General features: G+C 63.3%; 21 protein-coding genes and 1 tRNA gene. 11 read left to right on the forward strand and 11 right to left on the reverse strand.

The features are described from left to right. The first annotated feature begins 115 nt into the window (after positions 1 to 115). Positions 116 to 331 carry a hypothetical protein gene (locus NKJ58_RS20335; protein WP_023670117.1) on the forward strand — a complete coding sequence of 72 codons (216 nt, stop codon included), beginning with the start codon at positions 116 to 118 and terminating at the stop codon, positions 329 to 331. A 109-nt stretch (positions 332 to 440) separates the two neighbouring features. Here NKJ58_RS20335 and NKJ58_RS20340 read toward each other — a convergent pair whose 3' ends face one another. The 6 genes from NKJ58_RS20340 to NKJ58_RS20365 all read right to left on the reverse strand — a co-directional run bounded on the left by NKJ58_RS20340 (position 441) and on the right by NKJ58_RS20365 (position 3,802). Next, on the reverse strand, positions 441 to 701 hold the full coding sequence (locus NKJ58_RS20340) for a UCP034077 family protein (RefSeq protein WP_352519833.1): 261 nt from the start codon (positions 699 to 701) through the stop codon (positions 441 to 443). Positions 702 to 750: 49 nt separating this feature from the next. Continuing rightward, complete coding sequence (locus NKJ58_RS20345) at positions 751 to 1,635, reverse strand: glutathione S-transferase family protein (protein ID WP_352519834.1); 885 nt, start codon at positions 1,633 to 1,635, stop codon at positions 751 to 753. Positions 1,636 to 1,660: 25 nt separating this feature from the next. Then, a complete protein-coding gene (locus NKJ58_RS20350) occupies positions 1,661 to 2,242 on the reverse strand; it encodes a VOC family protein (protein WP_352519835.1) in 582 nt (193 codons plus the stop codon). Between the two features lie 591 nt (positions 2,243 to 2,833). Next, a tRNA-Glu gene (locus tag NKJ58_RS20355) sits at positions 2,834 to 2,908 on the reverse strand. A gap of 92 nt (positions 2,909 to 3,000) precedes the next feature. Next, positions 3,001 to 3,408, reverse strand: a complete 408-nt coding sequence (locus NKJ58_RS20360; protein ID WP_352519836.1) for a VOC family protein — start codon at positions 3,406 to 3,408, stop codon at positions 3,001 to 3,003. Between the two features lie 13 nt (positions 3,409 to 3,421). Beyond that, a complete protein-coding gene (locus NKJ58_RS20365; RefSeq protein WP_023690093.1) occupies positions 3,422 to 3,802 on the reverse strand; it encodes a hypothetical protein in 381 nt (126 codons plus the stop codon). 26 nt (positions 3,803 to 3,828) lie between these two features. Between NKJ58_RS20365 and NKJ58_RS20370 the strand changes: the two genes are divergently transcribed. Next, positions 3,829 to 4,887: an RluA family pseudouridine synthase gene (locus NKJ58_RS20370; protein ID WP_352519837.1), complete on the forward strand. Its 1,059-nt coding sequence runs from the start codon at positions 3,829 to 3,831 to the stop codon at positions 4,885 to 4,887. Positions 4,888 to 5,131: 244 nt separating this feature from the next. Beyond that, on the forward strand, positions 5,132 to 6,043 hold the full coding sequence (rpoH, locus tag NKJ58_RS20375; protein WP_023670124.1) for an RNA polymerase sigma factor RpoH: 912 nt from the start codon (positions 5,132 to 5,134) through the stop codon (positions 6,041 to 6,043). A 293-nt stretch (positions 6,044 to 6,336) separates the two neighbouring features. Here rpoH and NKJ58_RS20380 read toward each other — a convergent pair whose 3' ends face one another. From NKJ58_RS20380 to NKJ58_RS20395, 4 genes are all read right to left on the reverse strand, one after another. Further along, positions 6,337 to 7,209 (reverse strand): MBL fold metallo-hydrolase, encoded by an 873-nt coding sequence (locus NKJ58_RS20380; protein ID WP_023818423.1) that lies wholly within the window; start codon positions 7,207 to 7,209, stop codon positions 6,337 to 6,339. Positions 7,210 to 7,294: 85 nt separating this feature from the next. Further along, positions 7,295 to 7,954, reverse strand: a complete 660-nt coding sequence (locus NKJ58_RS20385; RefSeq protein ID WP_023670126.1) for a peroxiredoxin — start codon at positions 7,952 to 7,954, stop codon at positions 7,295 to 7,297. Between the two features lie 190 nt (positions 7,955 to 8,144). Then, the gene (locus NKJ58_RS20390) at positions 8,145 to 8,510 is read right to left on the reverse strand and encodes a cell division protein ZapA (RefSeq protein ID WP_023670127.1); all 366 of its coding nucleotides are present in this window, start codon (positions 8,508 to 8,510) and stop codon (positions 8,145 to 8,147) included. A gap of 12 nt (positions 8,511 to 8,522) precedes the next feature. After that, complete coding sequence (locus tag NKJ58_RS20395) at positions 8,523 to 8,795, reverse strand: DUF4164 domain-containing protein (RefSeq protein WP_023670128.1); 273 nt, start codon at positions 8,793 to 8,795, stop codon at positions 8,523 to 8,525. A 273-nt stretch (positions 8,796 to 9,068) separates the two neighbouring features. Between NKJ58_RS20395 and tkt the strand changes: the two genes are divergently transcribed. The 8 genes from tkt to NKJ58_RS20435 all read left to right on the forward strand — a co-directional run bounded on the left by tkt (position 9,069) and on the right by NKJ58_RS20435 (position 18,849). Then, entirely contained in the window at positions 9,069 to 11,060 is a 1,992-nt protein-coding gene (gene tkt / locus NKJ58_RS20400) for a transketolase (protein WP_023670129.1), read from the forward strand. A 155-nt stretch (positions 11,061 to 11,215) separates the two neighbouring features. Then, positions 11,216 to 12,226, forward strand: coding sequence for a type I glyceraldehyde-3-phosphate dehydrogenase (gene gap, locus NKJ58_RS20405; RefSeq protein ID WP_352853697.1), 1,011 nt, complete (start codon positions 11,216 to 11,218; stop codon positions 12,224 to 12,226). A gap of 205 nt (positions 12,227 to 12,431) precedes the next feature. After that, positions 12,432 to 14,318 (forward strand): potassium/proton antiporter, encoded by a 1,887-nt coding sequence (locus tag NKJ58_RS20410; RefSeq protein WP_023670131.1) that lies wholly within the window; start codon positions 12,432 to 12,434, stop codon positions 14,316 to 14,318. Between the two features lie 145 nt (positions 14,319 to 14,463). Beyond that, complete coding sequence (locus NKJ58_RS20415) at positions 14,464 to 15,666, forward strand: phosphoglycerate kinase (RefSeq protein WP_352853699.1); 1,203 nt, start codon at positions 14,464 to 14,466, stop codon at positions 15,664 to 15,666. Between the two features lie 120 nt (positions 15,667 to 15,786). Further along, on the forward strand, positions 15,787 to 16,812 hold the full coding sequence (locus NKJ58_RS20420; protein ID WP_352853701.1) for a class I fructose-bisphosphate aldolase: 1,026 nt from the start codon (positions 15,787 to 15,789) through the stop codon (positions 16,810 to 16,812). Between the two features lie 173 nt (positions 16,813 to 16,985). After that, the gene (locus tag NKJ58_RS20425; RefSeq protein WP_352853703.1) at positions 16,986 to 17,726 is read left to right on the forward strand and encodes a DUF899 domain-containing protein; all 741 of its coding nucleotides are present in this window, start codon (positions 16,986 to 16,988) and stop codon (positions 17,724 to 17,726) included. Positions 17,727 to 17,788: 62 nt separating this feature from the next. Further along, a complete protein-coding gene (locus tag NKJ58_RS20430; protein ID WP_352853705.1) occupies positions 17,789 to 18,502 on the forward strand; it encodes an SGNH/GDSL hydrolase family protein in 714 nt (237 codons plus the stop codon). Positions 18,503 to 18,699: 197 nt separating this feature from the next. Further along, a complete protein-coding gene (locus NKJ58_RS20435) occupies positions 18,700 to 18,849 on the forward strand; it encodes a hypothetical protein (protein WP_023737387.1) in 150 nt (49 codons plus the stop codon). 9 nt (positions 18,850 to 18,858) lie between these two features. Here the strand turns inward: NKJ58_RS20435 and NKJ58_RS20440 are convergent, their stop codons facing one another. Continuing rightward, entirely contained in the window at positions 18,859 to 19,020 is a 162-nt protein-coding gene (locus tag NKJ58_RS20440; protein ID WP_023737386.1) for a hypothetical protein, read from the reverse strand. Between the last annotated feature and the right edge of the window lie 71 nt (positions 19,021 to 19,091).

Genomic DNA, 19,091 nt, shown 5'->3' on the forward strand with positions numbered 1-19,091 from the left:
CGTAGCCAGGCTTGGGCGAGCCCAGGCCGCCGCAATCATCGATCCCGCGTTGTCGGCCCTTGCGGATGAAACCTTTCTCCGGTGTCTCGCGTTGTGTCGGGCAAAGGAGACGAAGATGTCTATTCACTTCACTGTCTCTGGCCTGACCAGGAACCTGTTCCACTCGCTGGGGCTGGACCATGAGCGGGCGCCGAGAGCGCTCGATCCCGAACAGAGCCTGTTGCTGGAATGCTATCTCGCCGGACAGATTCCGGAATCCGCCTGGGCCGACTACGTCTTCGAGGCGCCGGAACTGCAGCGGCATGTGGATATCAGGCGCCCGCACAACTGATCAGAGCAATTCCAGGAAAAGTGCGAGCGGTTTCCGTCCGGAATTGCGTCAAGACAACGAGAGAGGGGGTCGCCGTTTCTGTGAAACGGTGAAACGCTCGCCCGCTCGCCTACTGCTTGGGCGAAGCGAATTGCAAGTTGAAGACATTGCCCGCGACGCCTTGCGCCAGCGTCGGCGAGAAGCTCAACGGCAAGCACTTTTGCAGAGCAGTGGTTGCGGCGTCGACGAACGACTTCCTGGTATCGGCATCGCCATCGACCTTGATCCTGATGCCAGACTTTACGGCATGAGACGGGCCTGATGGCGCATCGGCGAAAAGCAAAAGGCCGGCATTGCGCCGACCTTTCCCTTCACCCTTGCGCCAGTACATCCGTGGTCGCGCGGTGCCTTCAATAGACAGCGTTTTGGTTAACGAATCCTTAGTTTTGCGCGCTGGCCTGCGACTTCACATAGGCGATGTAGCCGCGCACGTCGCCGGCCGGCTCGGCATAGGCCTGGCCGAGTTTCTTCTCCATCGCCGCGACATACTCCTTGGCCCATTTGGGCAGCGCATAGTCGATGACGGCCAGAAACTCCAGCGTCGATGCCAGGCGTATGTCGGCGATCGACGGGTGCTTGCCGCCGATGAACGGCTTGCCGTCCCTGAAGAAGGAGTGAAACACCTCCAGCGGCTCGGCAATCGCCGCCATGGCGGCCTTCTGCGCCTCGGACTTCTTCTCCGGATGAGCGTCGCTATGGCCGACCTCGCCGGCATAGTGCGGGAAACCCAGCGCCGGATAGGTGGCGCGCGCCACATACGGGTAGAGCGTGCCGATCAGGTAGAACATGGCGCTGTCGACCATCGCCCGCTTGGCCGGTGCCTTGGGATAGAATTTCTCCAGCCCGTGCTTGTTGGCGAGATACTGCATGATGGCACAGCTCTCCCACAGCACGCCGCGCGGCAGCCCCTTGTCCTCGATCATCGGCGTCAGATGCGCCGGATTGCGCGCCATATATTCGGGCGAGCGCGTGTGGCCCCAGGCGTCAGTCTCGGCGGCGTCGAACCCGGCCGCACGGGCAAACACCCGGACGGTCATGTTGTTGACGCTCGGCTTCAGCATCGAGAGCTTCAGCGCCGGTTTTTTCGCCGCCTTGGCCTTAGGCCCCGACATCTTAGTAGCCGGCTTTGTCGCGGCTTTCGCGGCCGGCTTTGCGGCTGCCTTCGGCGCGGCCTTTACAGCCATTTTTGCCGCCGGCTTCGCAGCCGCTTTTGCCGCAGGCTTGGCCGCTGATTTGCCAGCGCTCTTGGTCACTGTCTTTGCCATTATGGTCCTCCCCTTTTGCTGGCAGTCAGTATGGATTCTTCGGCGTCCGGTCGTCCGACAAGGTCGCGCGCGACCACTCGACCAGCGTCTGGAGCGCGTCGGCAAGGTGCACTTCGGCGATGTTGTAGTCGCCGCGCGCAACGCGCAGCTTGTGCGCCTGCATCAGCACATCGGCGTGGGTGAAGCCGGCCGGCGGCTCAAAGCGATAGGACGCTAGCTCGATCAACAGGCCGAGCGGATCCTCGAAATAGATCGAATCCATGAAGCCGCGATCCTTGACACCGCTGTGCTTGATGGCGCGCTCGTCGAGCCGGGCGACCGCCTGCAGGAAGGTCACGCGCGACACTGAGAACGCAATATGATGGACGCAGCCCGGTTCGGTGGGCGTGCGCCGCTTGACCGGCGTGCGGCTCTCGTCGGTGAAGACGGTGATCAGCCTGCCGTCGCCGGGATCGAAATAAAGATGGCTTTCGCTTGGCTTGTCGAGATTGGGTTGCTCGAAAATGAACGGCATGCCGAGCACGCCCTCCCAGAAATCGATCGAGGTCTGGCGGCCGGCGCCGACGAGCGTGATGTGATGGACGCCCTGCGACTGCAGTTTCTGCATCGGTCTCCTCCTCGCCGGCCCTCGCCTATGTTCCCCGGCGTCTTGCGCGCCGCAACGCCCTTTGGCGAGGCTTCGTACACGATGCTAGTGCAATTGGCCGCGCCGCGCCAGAAGCTCGCGGAAACTGCCGGCGCTGGATGGTGAAAGGGGCTTGAGTTGCACGACCTGAGGCTATGCAACAGCTCTGAACTCGGCCTCCTCCAGCGTACCCAGGCCCGCGCATTCGGCGCATGCCATCGTCTGCCCGGGACAGCCGGCCCGATGCGTGCCTTGCGGGCAGCAATGCCCTTTCGACTCGCGCCATTTCAAGCAATCGAAAACCTGCCCGCTGCCGTGACAGCACGGGCATATCATTTTTGCCGAATTCATGTCTGCTATGCCCAACCAAATCCGCGTTGCCGCAGATGCTACCCCCGCACCGCAAGTAACAGAGATCGCTACGCTTTCAAGCGTCGCGGCCTGACTTAAATTGGGTGTATTCGGGTACGCGGACTTGCCGAATTTCGCTGATGCCGCCGACCCTCGCGGTCACACGCGATCCGCGCGGCTGCTGCCCGAAATTTTCGATGATGCGGAAGGAAAGTCGTTTCTTGGTACGCCCAAGGGGAATCGAACCCCTGTTCCCGCCGTGAGAGGGCGGTGTCCTGACCGCTAGACGATGGGCGCGTTCAAGAACCGGCGATATAGGCTGACGGTTTGGAAAAAGCAACTGGGCTTCGAACGGCCGGACCGCTTCTGTGTAATGTCGCTTCGCGAACCTAGCGTTTCGGCTCGATCAGGTCCCACAGATTGCCGTAGAGATCGGCGAAAACCGCCACGGTGCCGTACGGCTCATGGCGTGGCGTTTCATGGAAATCGACGCCGTTTTCCAGCATGGTCGCATGGTCCCTGGCCAAATCATCGGTTTCGAGAAACAAAACCACCCGGCCTCCGGTCTGGTCGCCGACGCGGCTTTTCTGCACATCGTCCAACGCTTCCGCCAAAAGCAGCCGGGGGCCTTGCCTGGCCGCAGGCGTCACCGTCACCCAGCGCTTGCCGTCACCGAGCTCGACATCTTCGGCAAGCAGAAAGCCGAGCCGTTCGACATACCAGGCAATCGCCTCATCATAGTTGGCGACGACGAGCGTGATGGTTGCGATGCGGCGATGTTCGGCAAACCCGGTCATTGTTTCGGCCCGGCTATTTGTTGCGGATGGCGAAGCGGCCGATGATACGGCGCTCGGCGATGTCGTAGACGAAGATGGTGCGGCTGCCGTCGCTGAGCTCGGCGTCGATCGAAATGCGATTGCCCGACAGAGCCTGGCTGATCACCTTGGCTCCGACCGGGAGCACTATGTCGGCCGCGAGCGGCTCGCCGGGCGGAACTGGAATGTCGTTGGCGAGCGGCGGGTTCGCGGGCGGCGCCTTGCGCGATTTGTAGACAATGGCCGCGATCACCACCATAAGGGCCAGCAAAAGCAGGCCGAGATTGATGGCCATGAAGCGGATGAGCCTGCCGCGCACCTTTTCGATCTCGGGATCGAGCGGCTTTTCTTCTTCATCGGCAACGGGCCGGGCCATGGCAGAACTTTCCGGAACTTTTTTCGATGAGCGCTCATAACGAAGAGACCCCTGAATTGATAGAGGCTGGACAATTCATAGAGGGGGCGCCGACCGTGCTCGAAGCCGGCGCGGAAGCGGCCGGCCAGCGCCTCGACCAGTGGCTGGCGAGCGCCCTTGGTCCCAATATGTCGCGCAGCCGGGTGCAGATGCTGATCCGGCAAGGTGCCGTTTCGATCGACGGCAAGCCGGTCGACGAGACCAAGCGCAAGATGAGTGCCGGCGAGCGCGTATCGGTCGTCATGCCCGAGCCGGAACCGGCCGAACCGCAAGGTGAGGCCATCGCGCTCGACGTGCTTTATGAGGACGACGAGCTGATCGTCATCAACAAGCCGGCCGGCCTCGTCGTCCATCCCGGCGCCGGCAACTGGACCGGCACGCTGGTCAACGCCCTGATCCACCACTGCGGCAACAGTCTTTCCGGCATTGGCGGCGTCAGGCGGCCGGGCATCGTCCATAGGCTGGACAAGGAAACCAGCGGCGTCATGGTGGTGGCCAAGACCGACCGCGCCCACAAGGCGCTGTCGGAGGCCTTTGCCGACCACGGCCGCACCGGCGACCTCGAACGTGCCTATCTGGCGCTGGTCTGGGGAATCCCGTCGCGGCCGGCCGGAACGGTCGATGCGCCGCTTGGCCGTGCCGCCGACCGCGTGCGCCGCGCCGTCGTGCCGGAAGGCCGTGACGATGCCCGCCACGCCGTGACCCATTTCACCGTCAAGGAGCGTTTCGGCGAGGGCCAGCAGGCGTTCGCCACCGCCAGCCTGGTCGAATGCCGGCTGGAAACCGGCCGCACCCACCAGATCCGCGTCCACATGGCCCATATCGGCCATCCCGTCATCGGCGACCCCGATTACGGCCAGGCCTTCCGCACCAAGGCCAACCGGCTGCCCGAACTGCTGAAGGGTCAGGTCAAGGCATTTTCCAGGCAAGCTTTGCATGCCTGGCTTCTTGCATTTCGGCACCCGGCTACCCATTTACCGATGAGGTTCGAGGCGCCGATACCGGGGGACATGGAGGAACTCGTCGGCGGCTTCCGCAAACTCTGAACCCGAGCAATTCCAGGAAAAGTGTGAAACGGTTTTCCGTCCGGAATTGCGTCTAAACAAGCCAGCTAAAACCTGAGCGGCATTGTTCACTTCAGCGTGACACACTGTTTCGTGTTGAACAAATGCCTGTCTTTTCTGGTTTTGTTCCTATATAAATCAGTTGTCGCGGGCGAGCCTTTTGGTGCTCGCGTCACATGCCCGCCGCGTTTCGGGGGCATCACTCCAATAGAGAGGGGGCGCAATCATGGCCCAGTCACTACCTAGTATTGTTTCCGGCGAAGGCGGCCTCAGCCGCTACCTGGAAGAAATCCGCCGCTTTCCGATGCTTCAGCCGCAGGAAGAGTACATGCTCGCCAAGCGCTACGCCGAGCATGAAGACACCAGCGCTGCGCACAAGCTCGTCACCAGCCACCTTCGGCTTGTTGCCAAGATTGCCATGGGCTATCGCGGCTACGGCCTGCCGATCGGCGAAGTGATCTCGGAAGGCAATGTCGGCCTGATGCAGGCCGTCAAGAAATTCGAACCCGAGCGTGGCTTCCGCCTCGCTACCTACGCCATGTGGTGGATCAAGGCCTCGATCCAGGAGTACATCCTGCGCTCGTGGAGCCTGGTCAAGATGGGCACGACCGCCAATCAGAAGCGCCTGTTCTTCAACCTGCGCAAGGTGAAGGGCAAGATCCAGGCGCTGGACGATGGCGACCTCAAGCCCGACCAGATCACCGAGATCGCCACCCGGCTGAACGTGTCGGAAGCTGAAGTCGTGTCGATGAACCGCCGCCTGTCCGGCGACGCGTCGCTGAACGCGCCGATCCGCGCCAGCGAAGGTGAATCCGGCGAATGGCAGGACTGGCTGGTCGATGACCACGAAAGCCAGGAAGACATGCTGATCGAGCAGGACGAGCTGGAAAACCGCCGCGGCATGCTGTCGGGCGCTCTGGCCGTGCTCAACGATCGTGAGCGGCGCATCTTCGAGGCCCGCCGCCTCGCCGAGGAGCCGCTGACGCTGGAAGAACTGTCGTCCGAGTTCGACATCAGCCGCGAGCGCGTGCGCCAGATCGAGGTGCGCGCCTTCGAGAAGGTGCAGGACGCGGTCAAGGCCGCCGCCAAGCGCCAGATGCAGGCGCTGCGCACGATCGAGGCGCAGCCGGCGGCCTAAGGCTGGGTTCGGTTAAGGAACAGAAGGCGGCGTCGGGAAACCGGCGCCGCCTTTTTTGTTTTGTCGTCCGTCGGCGGTTAGCGAAAGTCGGACAACAGCTGATCTCCCCCCTTGAGGGGGAGATGTCCGGCAGGACAGAGGGGGGCGTGACGGATCGCAGCTTGCGATTTTAACTATCCCCAACCTGGAATTGTTCGAGCACACAGCCAAAGGTCAGCGGGACAGCACCCCCCTCTGCCCTGCCGGGCATCTCCCCCGCAAGGGGGGAGATCGGCAGCTTCGCCACTGCCCTCTCAAAGCCCATCAAGCGGAAACTTCAGATACCGCCTCCCATTGGCCTCCGGTTCCGGCAGCCGTCCACCATTCATGTTGACCTGCAGCGCATGCAGGATCAGCCGCGGCATCGGCAGTGTCTTGTCGCGCGCTTCGCGCAAGTCGACGAACTCGGCTTCGCTGCGCGCCGCAACGAGGTGGATATTCTTTGCCCTCTGCTCGGCGACCGTGCTCTCCCAGCACGGCTCGCGCCCGCCGGCCTGATAGTCGTGGCCGACGAACACCCGCGTATCGTCCGGCAGCGCCAGAATGCCCTCAATCGAATGCCACAGCCGCGCGGCACTGCCGCCGGGAAAGTCCGTCCTTGCCGAGCCGCTGTCGGGCATGAACAGCGTGTCGTGGACGAAGGCTGCGTCGCCAATGACATAGGTGATCGAGGCGAGCGTGTGGCCGGGCGAGAACAGCACCTTGACCGGCAGGTTGCCGATCATGAACGTTTCGCCTTCCCCAAACAGCCGGTCCCACTGCGAGCCGTCTGCGGGGAAATCCGGCCAGTTGTAGATCGCCTTCCACAGCGCCTGGACTTCGATGATCCTGTCGCCGATCGCCGTCGGCGCGCCGGTCTTTTCCCGGAGATAGTGCGCCGCCGAGAAATGATCGGCATGCGGATGGGTGTCCAGGATCCACTCGAGCTCCAGCCCGTTTTCGCGGATAAAATCCAGCAAGGCGTCGGCATTCTTCGTCGCCGTCGCGCCGGATTTTTCGTCGAAATCGAGGATCGGGTCGATGACGGCGCAGCGTCTCGTCACCGGGTCGGTGACGACATACTGGATGGCGCCGGTCGGCTTGTCGTAGAAGCCGGCGACCTCAGGTTTGGCCGAAGCGATGTCCAATGTCCGGCCCCCCTGCCCCTTGCCCGGTCAAGCACGCCTTGCCACAAATAGGACTGAAGCCCCAAATAGCTCCGACGGAGAAAACCTAGGCTGACGGCTGCTTGGTCTTCCTGAGATAGGGCAGGATCGTCTCGAAAGCGCCAAAACGCTTGACCGCATCTTCGTTCGAAACCGCGGCGGTGATGATCACATCCTCGCCCTGCTTCCAGTTGGCCGGCGTCGCCACCTGGTGCTTGGCCGTCAGCTGCATGGAATCGACCGCGCGCAGGATCTCGTCGAAGTTGCGGCCCGTCGTCATTGGGTAAGTCAGCACCAGCTTGATCTTCTTGTCCGGCCCGATGACATAGACCGAGCGCACCGTGGCGTTGTCGGCCGGCGTGCGGCCTTCCGACGTCTCGCCGGCGCCCGCCGGCAGCATGTCATAAAGCTTGGCCACCTTGAGGTCCTTGTCGCCGATCAGCGGGTAGTTCACCGTCTGGCCGGTCGCCGTCTTGATGTCGGCCTGCCACTTGTCGTGGCTCGCAACGGGATCGACGGAAATGCCGATGACCTTGACGTTGCGCTTCTTGAACTCGCCTTCGAGCCCCGCCATCGTGCCCAGCTCGGTGGTGCAGACCGGGGTGAAATTCTTCGGATGGCTGAACAGGATCGCCCAGCCGTCGCCGATCCAGTCATGAAACTTGATCGGCCCTTGCGTGGTCTCGGCGGTGAAGTCAGGCGCGATGTCGTTGATACGAAGGCTCATGGCATTATTTCCCCAGCAACAGATTTCGTCAGGAGCGGCCGTGGACGGCGTCAACGCTCCGGCATTCCCGCATCTTAGCGCAAAAATCGCGGCTGCAGGACAATAGGAAACTATTATTGGCGACCGAACGAGCACTTTCGTTCTACGGCCCGACGTTGGGCCGACAATCTTTCGTTTGTGCGGGGAAGACTCAGGCCTTGTTGACCGCCAGCGACGTGGCCAGGTCTTCCATGCGCTGGGCGAGCGCGCCGAGCGCGCTGGTCAGCACGGTGTCGTTCTTGTCGGCCTTGGTCAGCGCTTCGTCGCGCGTCTTGCGCAGTGTCTGCACTTCGGTCTCCATGCCCTTGACCCGCTTCTGCAGCTCCGAAAGCTCGTCCATCACCATGATGCCGGCCATCACCGTCAGCCGCTGGTCGCCGATCTCGCCGAACGAATCCTTCAGATGCGAGACATAACGGTCGAACCGCTCGGCGAGGTCGATCAGGTGCTCTTCCTGACCCTCGTCGCAAGCCATGCGATACTGCTTGCCGTCGATGGAAACCGTGACCTGTGCCATGGCCTGCAGCTCCTACCTGTCCAGCACCGCGCGGATGGTTTCCATGGCGGTCACCAAGCGGCGCGACACTTCCTTGTTGGCATCTTCCAGCCGTTCGGCGCGGGCTTCGGAATTGTCGAGTTCCTGCGCCAGCCGTGAACGGTCGGCGTTCATGCGCTGCACCTCAGCCTCGGCTTCGGAATAGTCGCGCTCGTGCTCGAGCTTGGCCGCGACGGCGTTTTCCAGCCCCTCGATGGCCTTGCCCAGCCTGTGGATGACTTCCTTGAGTGTGGTTTCGCCGGTCATGGCCTTCGTCCTGTGCCCTGCCCATCACCGAATCGCTTCGCGTTCAGAACGCGTTAACAAGGAAACATTAGGCACCGGGTGAAGGCAACGTCAACAAAGCTCTCGCGACTGTCCCCCGCTAACGCTAATGTAGGTCGCCCCATAAGGTCTCAAAGCCATCACAAGACCGGCAAATGTGCAGCCGATTTGTTGACTAAAAGCCCGTGGCTGCTATGTGTCGCGCACTCTTTCCTGGGCTCTGCCAAGCCCACAAATCCCCACCCCGGAGGTACCATGACGTCGCGTGAACAACATGACCGGATGGCCAATGCGATCCGTTTTCTCTCCATGGACGCCGTCGAGAAGTCCCAGTCCGGCCATCCCGGCCTGCCCATGGGCTGCGCCGACATCGCCACAGTGCTGTTCACCCGCTTCCTGAAATATGATCCGAAGAACCCCCATTGGCCGGACCGCGACCGCTTCATCCTGTCGGCCGGCCATGGTTCGATGCTGCTCTACTCGCTGCTGCATCTGACCGGTTACGAGGACATGACCCTCGACCAGATCAAGCATTTCCGCCAGCTGGGTTCCAAGACCGCCGGCCATCCCGAATACGGCCATGCCACCGGCATCGAGACGACGACCGGCCCGCTCGGCCAGGGTCTCGCCAATTCGGTCGGCTTCGCGCTCGGCGAGCGCATCATGAACGCCGCCTTCGGCAACGACCTCGTCGACCACTACACCTATGTGCTGGCCGGCGACGGCTGCCTGATGGAAGGTGTTTCCCAGGAAGCCATCGCGCTGGCCGGCCACCTCAAGCTCAACAAGCTGATCGTCTTCTGGGACAACAACAACATCTCGATCGACGGTCCGGTTTCGCTTGCAGACAACACCGACCAGGTCGCCCGCTTCCAGGCCTCCGGCTGGAACGCCAGCCACATTGACGGCACCGACCCCGAGGCGATCGCCTACGCCATCGAAGCCGCCCGCCATTCCGACAAGCCGACGATGATCGCCTGCAAGACGACCATCGGCTTCGGCGCCCCGACCAAGGCCGGCACCAACAAGGCGCACGGTTCGCCGCTCGGCGCCGACGAGATCGCAGGCGCGCGGAAATTCTTCAACTGGGACTCGCCGCCCTTCGAAATTCCGGCCGACATTCTCGACGCCTGGCGCACCGCCGGCAAGGCCGGCGTCAAGCCGCGCACCGACTGGGAAGGCCGCCTGGCCAAGGCCAAGCCTGAGTTGAAGGCCGAGTTCGAGCGCCGCCTCGCCGGCAAGCTGCCGTCGAATTTCGATGCCGTCATTGCCGACTACAAGAAGAAGCTGTCGGCCGACAAGCCGAAGGTCGCCACCCGCAAATCGTCGGAAATGGCGCTGGAAGTCATCAATGGCGCGGTGCCGGAAACCATCGGCGGCTCTGCCGACCTCACCGGCTCCAACAACACCAAGACCAGCCAGACCAAGAACATCACGCCGGACGATTACGGCCAGCGCTATGTCCACTACGGCATCCGCGAGCATGGCATGGCGGCCGCCCTCAACGGCCTGACGCTGCATGGCGGCCTCATCGCCTATGGTGGCACCTTCATGTGCTTCTCCGACTATGCCCGTCCGTCGATGCGGCTGGCGTCGCTGATGGGCATCCGCTCGATCTTCGTCATGACCCATGATTCGATCGGTTTGGGCGAAGACGGCCCGACCCACCAGCCGGTCGAGCACCTGGCGGCGCTCCGCGCCATCCCCAACCACAATGTCTTCCGCCCGGCCGACGCGGTGGAAACCGCCGAATGCTGGCAGATCGCCATTGAATCGGAAAAGACCCCGTCCACCCTGGCGCTGACCCGTCAGAACCTGCCGACGGTGCGCACCGAGCACTCGGCCAGGAACCTCAGCAGCCAGGGCGCCTATGAACTGGCCGCGGCGAGCGGCGAAGCGGCGGTGACGATCTTCGCCACCGGCTCCGAGGTCGAGATCGCGCTCGGCGCCCGTGATTTGCTTGAAAAGCATGGGCACCCGACCCGCGTCGTCTCGGTGCCTTGCTTCGAACTGTTCGACCAGCAGAGCGACGCCTACCGCAAGGAGACGATCGGCAACGCGCCGATCAAGATGGCGATCGAGGCCGGCATCCGCCAGGGCTGGGATCACCTGATCGGCTCCGACGGCATCTTCATCGGCATGACCGGCTTCGGCGCTTCCGGCACCATCGAGCAGCTCTACCCGCATTTCGGCATCACCGCCGAAGCCGCGGCCAAGGCTGCGGAAGCCCGCCTGCACGGCAAGTAAGATCAGGGTCAGTCCCGCGCACCTCCAAGGCGGATTCGCGGGGCTGGACCAACCTAATCGATTTAAATTCGGCCTTCTGCGGCTGGATTCTTGTGCCATCCGCCGCTATGAAGCTGCGGACCCATCTGCCGCCTCCAGCTCCCAGGGAGAGTAAAATGACCGTCAGAGTTGCCATCAACGGATTTGGCCGCATCGGCCGCAACATCCTGCGCGCCATCCATGAATCCGGCCGCAAGGATATCGACGTGGTCGCCGTCAACGACCTCGGCCCGGTTGAGACCAACGCGCATCTGCTGCGCTATGACAGCGTGCACGGCCGCTTCCCGCACGAAGTGTCGGTCTTGGGCGACCAGATCACCGTCGGCAAGGAGACCTTCAAGGTCACCGCGATCAAGGACCCGGCGCAACTGCCGTGGGAGGAACTCGGCATCGACATCGCGCTCGAATGCACCGGCATCTTCACCGCCCGCGACAAGGCTGCCGCGCATTTGACCGCCGGCGCCAAGCGCGTCGTGGTCTCCGCGCCTGCCGAAGGTGCTGACCTCACCGTCGTCTACGGCATCAACCACGACAAGCTGACCAAGGACCACATCGTCATCTCGAATGCGTCCTGCACCACCAACTGCCTGGCGCCGCTGGCCGCAGTGCTGCACGAGACCGTCGGCATCGAAAAGGGCATGATGACGACGATCCACTCCTACACCGGCGACCAGCCGACGCTGGACACCATGCACAAAGATCTCTACCGCGGCCGCGCGGCTGCCCTGTCGCAGATCCCGACCTCGACCGGTGCGGCCAAGGCGATCGGCCTGGTGCTGCCCGACCTCAAGGGCAAGCTCGACGGCATCTCGATCCGCGTGCCGACCCCCAACGTCTCGGTTGTCGACTTCAAGTTCATCGCCAAGCGCGCCACCACCGTGCAGGAGATCAACGAAGCGGTGATCGCCGCCTCCAACGGCAAGCTGAACGGCATTCTCGGCGTCACCCATCACCCGAATGTGTCGATCGACTTCAACCACGATCCGCGCTCGTCGATCCTGGCGCTCGACCAGACCAAGGTCATGGACGGCAACTTCGTTTCGGTGCTGTCCTGGTACGACAATGAGTGGGGCTTCTCTAACCGCATGGCCGACACCTCGGTCGCCTTTGGCAAGACCATCGCCTGACCTGAAGGCATCGTCTCGCAGCTTCGAACGCCCGGCTTGTCCGGGCGTTTTTCGTCAGGGCGGCGGGCAAGGCGCGCCAAGCCGCCAAACGCCGGAAAATCAGCGGCATCAGGCAAAAAGCCATCCTTGCGCCTTGCACCGGCCATGCCTTCGCCCCACTCTCCCGTGAATCGGTAGAAAGAGGAATTCGAGGGGCAAATCACGGATGGAGCATGCGATCTATCTCGTCACGCTGGTCGGCACAGCGCTAGTCGTCGCCGCAGCGTTCTCGAGCCTGATCGCCTTTCGCTTCGGCGCCCCTTTGCTGCTGCTCTTCCTCTGCATCGGCCTCGCCAGCGGCGTCGATGGTCTCGGCATCGAATTCGACAATGCGCGCGTGGCATATTTTGCCGGCTCACTGGCGCTGGCGGTCATCCTGTTCGATTCCGGTTTCGGCACGCCGCTCAACGCGCTGCGCCAAGCGGCCGGACCGGCGCTGTCGCTGGCGACCTTCGGCGTAATCCTGACCACTGGCCTGTTCGGCGCCGCCGCCTATTATCTGCTCGACCTCAGCTGGCTGGAATCCTTCCTTCTGGGAGCTGCCGTCGCCTCGACCGACGCGGCTGCGGTGTTCTTCCTGCTGCGCGCCGGCGAAATCAATCTGCGCGAGCGCGTGCGCGCCACGCTCGAAGTCGAATCCGGCACCAACGACCCCATCGCCATCTTCCTGACCATCACGTTGGTCGAGATCATCGCCGCCCACGCCAATCCCGAGACCCATGTGCTGGTCACCGACCTGATCCTCGGCTTCCTGCTCAATATGGGGCTCGGCGCCGTCGTCGGCGTGCTTGGCGGGCTCGGCATCGTGCGCCTCGTCGACCGGCTCAACCTCGACCATGGCTTGCTGCCGATCTTCGTGCTAACCCTGTCGCTGATGGTGTTCGCCGCGGCCGGCGCCATTGGCGGCTCGGGCTTCCTGGCGGTCTATCTCGCCGGGCTCATTGCCGGCAACTCCGACATCCGCGCCGTCACCATCCTGAAGCGCTTCCAGGACGGCATGTCGTGGCTGGCACAGATCATCATGTTCCTGATCCTCGGCCTGTTCGCGACACCCTCGCAGTTTCCGGCGATCATGGTGCCGGCGGTGCTGCTCGGCCTGTTCCTGATGTTTGTAGCGCGCCCTGTCGCCGTCTGGCTCTGCCTGATCCCGTTCCGCCTGCCGCGTCCCGAGATCGCGTTCGTCTCCTGGGTCGGCCTGCGCGGCGCCGTGTCCATCCTGCTTGCCATCACCCCGCTGCTCGGCGGACTGGAGAACGGCCGCACCATCTTCAACGTCGCCTTCATCATCGTGCTGGTATCGCTGGTGGTGCAGGGCTGGTCGGTCGGTCCGCTGGCGCGCCGGCTCGGCCTGATCGTGCCGGCGAGGCTCGGGCCGCTCGACAAGGTCGAACTCGAACTGCCGGGCTCCGCCCATCACGAACTGCTCGCCTACCGCGTGGCGCCCGGCAGCCCGGTGGCGCGCGGCGAGCGTATCCCGCGCTGGGCACGGCCCTCGTTGGTGCTGCGCGACGGCCGCTCGATGCGTTTCCAGGACATGGGCCGGCTCGCGGCCGGCGACCAGGTTTATATCTTCGTGCCCGACCGCTATCCGCGCCTGCTTGACAAGCTGTTTGCCAGCCGCGCCGTAGTCGACCCCGAGGATGCCGACTTCTTCGGCGCCTTCGCCGTCGATCCCGCCCGCTCGGCCGCAGAGCTCGAGGCCGCATACACACCGGGATTGAGCGAAGCCGAGCAGAAGCTCACCGTCGGCGCGCTGGTGACGGCGCGGCTCGGCGGCCATGCCGAATATGCCGACCGGGTGCTGATCGGCCCGATCGAATTGATCGTCCGCGACGTCGACGACAAGGGCAAGATCACCGGTCTCGGCCTCTCCTTCGAGCCGACCGCGCCGGTGGCGCGGGTTCCGGTGTTCCTGAGCGCCGGCGAGATCGGCGATCGGGTCTCCGCCTTCATCCGCAACTGGCGCAAGCCGACCGAGACGCAGACTGCAGAGGCGACAGCCAATGAGAAGGCCCTTGAGCCGACGGCGGAAAAGATAACGACCGAAGGCTGACAAGCGATCGGTTCACGCTGACGTCCCGCATCATCACGACAGCCTTCGCCTTGATCTCAAAATTTAGCTCGCACCCCGGCTCAAGCCTTGCATCGTCATCGATGCGAGGTATGGTCCCGGCGATTTTTCACGGAAAGGTATCAGCATGGCCGCCTTCAAGACACTCGACGATATCGGCAATATCAGCGGCAAGCGCGTGCTGGTGCGCGTCGACCTCAACGTTCCCGTCGCCGACGGCAAGGTCACCGACGCCACCCGAATCGAACGCATCGCACCGACCATCGCCGAACTGTCCGGCAAGGGCGCCAAGGTCATCCTGCTCGCGCATTTCGGCCGCCCGAAGGATGGTCCCTCGCCCGAATTCTCGCTGGAGCCGATCGCCAAGGCTGCCGCGGAGGTGCTTGGCCGCCCCGTCGGCTTTGCCGGCGACTGCGTCGGCGACACGGCGGGCAGTGCGGTCGCCGCCATGAACAAGGGCGATGTGCTGCTGCTGGAAAACACCCGCTTCCACAAGACCGAGGAGAAGAACGACCCGGCCTTCACAGAGCGGCTCGCCGCCAATGGCGATATCTTCGTCAACGACGCCTTTTCCGCCGCCCACCGGGCACACTCCTCGACCGAAGGCCTGGCGCGGCTGTTGCCGTCCTATGCCGGCCGCACCATGCAGGCCGAGCTCGAGGCGCTGGAGAAGGGGCTCGGCAATCCGGTCCGCCCTGTCGTCGCCATTGTCGGCGGCGCCAAGGTGTCGACCAAGATCGACCTGTTGATGAACATGGTGAAGAAGGTCGACGCGCTGGTGATCGGCGGCGGCATGGCCAACACTTTTCTCGCCGCGCGTGGCACCGCTGTCGGCAAGTCGCTGTGCGAGCATGACCTTGCCGCGACCGCCAAGCAGATCATGATCGAGGCCGCCGAGGCCGGCTGCGCCATCATCCTGCCTGTCGACGGTGTCGTCGCCAAGGAATTCAAGGCGGGTGCGGCCAGCGAGACCGTTGCCATTTCGGATGTCCCGGCTGACGGCATGATCCTCGATGTCGGCGAAAAGACCGTGAAGACGATCGGTGAATGGATCGACCGCGCCGCGACGCTGGTCTGGAACGGCCCGCTCGGCGCCTTCGAGATCGAGCCTTTCGACCACGCCACGGTGGCGGCGGCCAGGCACGCGGCGGCCCGCACCAGGGCCGGCAAGCTGGTCTCGGTCGCCGGTGGCGGCGATACGGTGGCCGCCCTCAACCATGCCGGCGTCGCCGACGACTTCACCTATGTCTCGACCGCCGGCGGCGCTTTCCTCGAATGGATGGAAGGCAAGCCGCTGCCCGGCGTCGACGTGCTGAAGAAACAAGCCTGACCGGATCGGGGGCGCAAAAACGGACGCCAGGAACTTTCAATCGATTCGAGCTTTCCGATCCCATTCCTTTGGCGGTAGACTTCCGTTACGCGCGGAACGTACCCCCTTAGGAGAAGAAAAATGAGCGAACGTCTCGAAGACATTGCCGCCGCGATGGTGGCCGGCGGCAAGGGCCTGCTGGCCGCCGATGAGAGCTCCGGCACCATCAAGAAGCGCTTCGACGTTATCGGCGTCGAATCGACCGCCGATAGCCGCCGCGACTACCGCGAGATGATGTTCCGCGCCAAGGACGCAATGACGAAGTACATCTCCGGCGTCATTCTCTACGACGAGACCATCCGTCAGAAGGCTGCCGACGGCACGCCTCTGGTCGACATCATCAAGGCGGCGGGCGCCATTCCCGGCATCAAGGTCGATGCCGGCGCCAAGCCACTCGCCGGCTTTCCCGGCGATACCGTTACCGAAGGCCTCGACGGCTTGCGCGAGCGGCTCGCAGATTATTACAAGCTCGGCGCCCGCTTCGCCAAATGGCGCGCGGTGATCGACATCGACACCGGCAAGGGCGTGCCCTCGGTCAATTCGATTGCCTCCAACGCCCATGCGCTGGCCCGCTATGCCGCACTGTGCCAGGAGGCTGGCATCGTGCCGATCGTCGAGCCGGAAGTGCTGATGGACGGCGCGCACGACATCGACACCTGCTACGACATCTCGAAGGCAACGCTGATCAAGCTCTATGACGAGCTGCATGCGGCGCGCGTTGTGTTGGAAGGCACCATCCTGAAGCCGAACATGGTGCTGGCCGGCAGGAAGTCGGGCAAGGTGAGCAGCCCCGAAGAGGTCGCGGAAAAGACCATAAAACTGTTCCGCGAAACCGTACCGGCAGCGGTGCCGGGCATCGCCTTCCTTTCGGGCGGGCAGTCGGACGAGGAGGCTACCGCCAACCTCAACGCCATCAACGCCATCGGCCCGCATCCGTGGAAGCTGACCTTCTCCTATGGCCGCGCCTTGCAGGCCGCCCCGCAAAAGGCCTGGAGCGGCAAGGCATCGAACGTCGCCGCCGGCCAGGCCGCCTTCACCCATCGTGCCCACATGAACCATCTGGCGGCGCTGGGACAATGGACGGCGAGCCTCGAACAGGCCGCCTGAGCGCAGTCCTCCCGTTGTCATACAACCCGGGCCGATGCGCCCGGGTTTTGTTTATGCAAAGCCCGGCTTGGACGGAGTTCGTCCATCCTTATCTACCTTTCGGCAAAAGCTGACGGCGATGTCGGTTTCTGCCCACCCCAAACGTCCTTGGGTGAACAGACAGGGAGAACTTCATGACTCGCAAGAGGGTGGTTTCGCGTGAAGACTGGTTTGAGGCGCACAAGGCGCATCTGGCGCGCGAGAAGGAATTGACACGGTTGCGTGAGCGCATCGCCGCCGAGCGGCGTGAACTGCCCTGGATGAAAATCCGCAAGGACTATGTCTTCGAGACCGAGCAGGGTCCGAAGAACCTGGCCGGACTGTTCGGCGCCAACAGCCAACTGATCGTCTACCACTTCATGATGACGCCAGGATCGAACCACCGCTGCGAAGGCTGCTCCTTCCTTGCCGACCATATAGACGGCGCCGATCAGCATCTCAGGCACCACGACGTGTCGCTGGTGGTGGTTGCGCGCGCGCCGCTGGCGGAACTGCTGCCTTACAAGCAGCGTATGGGCTGGAAATTCGACTGGGTGTCGTCCTACGCCTCGGATTTCAACTTCGACATGCAGGTCTCCTTCACCGACAAGCAGATCGCGGCCGGCGACACCACCTACAATTTCGAGACGCGTCCGCGCACGTCAAAGGACCTTCCCGGCACCAGTGTTTTCTACAAGGAAGAGAACGGCGACATATTCCTTACCTTTATGTCGCGCGCCCGCGGCGGCGAGGGCCAGATCGGCACTTACGACTATCTCGACATGACACCGAAGGGCCGCGGCGAAAATGGCCCTTATCAAAGCCTGATGGACTGGGTGCGGCTGCATGACGAATATCAGGACAAGCAGTCGGACAAGCCGAACTGCTGCGACTAGAAGCGCGTTCACCTGCGCCCAAACATGCGCTAAGGCTGCCGTTAACCTCTAACGGTATTGCCATGCGCTTCCCGGCCCTTCTTACCTGGCTCGCCTACCCCGTCTATGTCTGGCAGGGCCTCGGCGTGCGCCGCCGCACCACCCGCATGCTGCCGGCACAAGGGCCGGTCATGCACGAAATATCGGGCAAGGCGCCGGCCATCTCGCTGCTGGTGCTGGGCGATTCCTCGGCCGCTTCCGTCGGCATCGGCAATTCCGAGAACGGGCTTGCCGCGCAGCTTGCCGTCATGATCGCGCAACGAACCGGCCTTGCCGTGCGCTGGCGCGCCGCCGGCTTCAACTCGGCAACGTCGGGCCAAATCCGCGACCATGTGCTGCCCAATCTGTCGGCCGATCCGTGGACGCATATCGTGCTCGCCATCGGCACCAACGACACCAAGAATTTCCACTCGGTACCGCGCTTCAAGAAGGAGTTCGGTGGCCTGCTCTATGCCCTGCGTGCCAAATGGCCGGAGGCGCGCGTGGTGTGGTCGCCGGTGCTGGAATTCACCCGCGCGCCGGCCATGCCGCCGCTGCTCGGCAAGATTCTCGAAATCCGCGCTACCGCAATGAACCGCATGGGCGAGCGCCTCTGTTTCGAGCGCGGCGCCTTGCCGGCGCCACGGCTGCCGATCACCAACCCTGAGGCCGGCTTTGCCTCCGATGGCTTTCATGCCTCGGAAGCCGGTTACCGCGCCTGGGCCGAACATCTGGTCGGATGGGTGCTCGCCGATTGACCTGAGGGGGCACAAGCTCGGACTGGTGGGCTTCAGAGAACTGACGCGAGTATTTCCAAATACTGTTGATTGCAGCCTGCTTCCAATGGATCTGAGCCAGAATATCATCCAGCAGCAATGGATGAGCTACGGCCTGGATTCCGAAACCGGCAACGACACCTGCACGCTGACCGGCAACCGCGCCGAATCGGGCAAGCATGTCATTCCGGACCGGCCCGGCCAACGCCACGCCTTTTATTGCGGCGAACCTGCCGGAATTCATGACGACGCGCGGTGGCGATTACTTCTTCGTGCCCAGCCTCAACGCCATCCGGATGATTGCCATGGGAACGATGGACCCGACCTGACCCTCAAGGCTATGTCCAGTGCCCCAGCGCACCCGCCAGCGCGATGGCCGCCATGGCGAGCAGGGCCAGTTTCCAGAAATCGCCGCGCCGCTTCAGGCCCGGCCAGCCGAGCGGCTTGATCAGCTGAATGGCCATCATGCCGATGATGACGAGCGCGAGGAGTTTCGACATGCCCGCCTTTGAGCAGCATCGCGACAGGCTGTCAAAGCGGTTCTTGCATGGTCTCGATCGACTTGGCCATT

Source organism: Mesorhizobium sp. M0139 (genome assembly GCF_040322455.1).
Lineage (GTDB): Bacteria > Pseudomonadota > Alphaproteobacteria > Rhizobiales > Rhizobiaceae > Mesorhizobium.